Genomic DNA, 2,007 nt, shown 5'->3' on the forward strand with positions numbered 1-2,007 from the left:
TCACGCAGATCGACCGGAATGATCTGCTGCACGACGCTCCCTTCCTCATCGTGGTCGAGGAGTGTGGCGAAGCTATTGTTGCCCTGTTCCAGACGGAGCAGCGCCGCATGACTGTCTGGCGGGGCAGACCTGATCGCAGCATCGTCGCTGCTGTAGCGATACGTGATATCGAAGGTCTTCATCATAGCCGCGCTGTGCTGGGATTATTCGGGCAAGCAAATGCGACACGGACAGCAAACAGAGACCTGCATTCCTATTGAACGGTCCATCGGAAAGCCGTCGTTGATCCAGATCAAGACTGCTGCAAGGCGGGGATGAAGTAGATTGCCCCGTCCGCCGGCCAGGGTGGTGGCGTCGTTGCGGCGGGCGATCACGGGGAGCTGAAGCGGCAGGCGATGGCTGCGTGAAGCAGCTCACATAGGCGCTGGTCCGACATGGCTAGTCTCCCCGCCGTCAACGGGAGAACAACAATGCGCAAGCTCATCCTGATCACGGCGATGGCTTTGGCTTCCGCGTCCGCGCAGGCCGGCGAACGGAGCCTGTCGTTGGGCGGGGCAGCGTCGCTGCCGGCCGCGGCCTCCAATTCGGTCACGACCGCGGGCAAGGTTGCCGATGCGCCGGTCGCGCCCACCGTTGAGTCGCCGAAGCCGCCGGAGGCGCCGAAATATGTCGAGCGCACGGCGCCCGTTGCGGCGCCAGCTCCCGCTCCACAGCCGCAACCCCAGCTCGCTGCGCAGCAGGCGCCGGCGCAACAGCAAGCGAATGTCCAGCCGTCAGTGCAGTCGGACGCAAGGCCGGCGCCGGAGCAGCGGACGACTTGGCATAGGTCGAGCCACCGCCGCCACGCACGACGCTGGACCGAGGGCCGCATCATCGGCGAGCTGCATCGTCACGGAATCTATTGGTAGACGTCGACGACACCACAAACGAAAGCGCCCCTGGATCGGCTCCAAGGGCGCTTTGCGTTGCGCGTGTTGAATACGCCGGCTGCGTTACTCGGCGATCGTCTGCACAACGTTGCCGATGGCCGGCCCGGCGACGGCTGGACGCGGGCTACTTTGCATGGGGTTGTTTTCGATATTTTGGTGGTGGGAGCCGCAGCCGCCGAGTGCGATGGCGCCTCGCTTGAAGGCGCATGGGCCGCGATCAAAACGAAAGCGCCCCTGGATCGGATCCAGGGGCGCTTTGGTTGAGCGTGTTCGATGCGTTGGCTGCGTTACTCGGCGATCGTCTGCACGACGTTGCCGATCGGCCGGCCCGATGCGACCGGTTTCTCGGTCTTCGCCATCAGCGCGTCGTATTCCGGCAGAGTCTCGATCTGGGTCTTGGCCTTCATCCAGACCACCTTGTAGCCGCCCGCCTTCAGCTTGCGCAGCAGCGTCGGCAGCGCCTGCGCGGTGTGCTTCTGCAAATCGTGCATCAGGATGATGCCCTTGTGCTCCTTGTCGAGCTTGGTCATCACGTTGTTGATGACCTCGTCGGAGCTCTTGGACTTGAAGTCGTTGGAATCGACGTCGACCGAGAACATCGCGATGTTGCGGGTGCCGAGATAGGCTGTCGTCGCCGGCGTGTGCGCCAGTGCCGGGAAGCGGAAGAACGGGGCGGGGTTGGCCCCCAGCGCCAGCTTCACCGCGCTGAAACCCTTCTCGATCTCGTCCTTGGCCTGCTGCTCGGTGAGCTTCTTGCTCGCCAGATGCGCATGCGACCAGGTGTGCGCGCCGATGGTGTGGCCGGCGGCAGCGACCTGGCGGAGGATATCCGGATGATAGGTGGTGTGCAGGCCGATCGGGAAGAACACCGCCTTGGTGCACTCGTCGGCCAGCGCCTTGAGCACGGCGGGCGTGGTCGGCCACGGACCGTCGTCGAAGGTCAGCACGACCTCATGGTCGGTCAGGAAGTCATACTGCTTGTACTGCAGGAAGCCGAAGCCCGGGCCGCCCGTGGTGTCGACCACGACGGTGCGGCTGATGCCGAGCGCATCGGGATTGTTGCATTTGGGCGCGGCCG

General features: G+C 64.3%; 3 protein-coding genes and 1 pseudogene. 2 read left to right on the forward strand and 2 right to left on the reverse strand.

Features of this window, described 5'->3' with window-relative positions:
- Positions 1 to 182: pseudogene (locus tag H8A95_RS42730) on the reverse strand (carbonic anhydrase); the annotation flags it as partial.
- 288 nt (positions 183 to 470) lie between these two features.
- On the opposite strand from H8A95_RS42730, the gene H8A95_RS42735 reads away from it, so the two are divergent.
- Positions 471 to 908 carry a hypothetical protein gene (locus H8A95_RS42735; RefSeq protein WP_229188411.1) on the forward strand — a complete coding sequence of 146 codons (438 nt, stop codon included), beginning with the start codon at positions 471 to 473 and terminating at the stop codon, positions 906 to 908.
- A gap of 57 nt (positions 909 to 965) precedes the next feature.
- Entirely contained in the window at positions 966 to 1,193 is a 228-nt protein-coding gene (locus H8A95_RS42740; protein ID WP_229188412.1) for a hypothetical protein, read from the forward strand.
- 23 nt (positions 1,194 to 1,216) lie between these two features.
- On the opposite strand, the gene H8A95_RS42745 is transcribed toward H8A95_RS42740, so the two are convergent.
- The coding region (locus H8A95_RS42745; protein WP_229188413.1) for a polysaccharide deacetylase family protein at positions 1,217 to 2,007 on the reverse strand (791 nt) is incomplete at its 5' end.

Origin of the sequence: Bradyrhizobium oropedii, assembly GCF_020889685.1 — a bacterium.
Taxonomy (GTDB): Bacteria; Pseudomonadota; Alphaproteobacteria; order Rhizobiales; family Xanthobacteraceae; genus Bradyrhizobium; species Bradyrhizobium oropedii.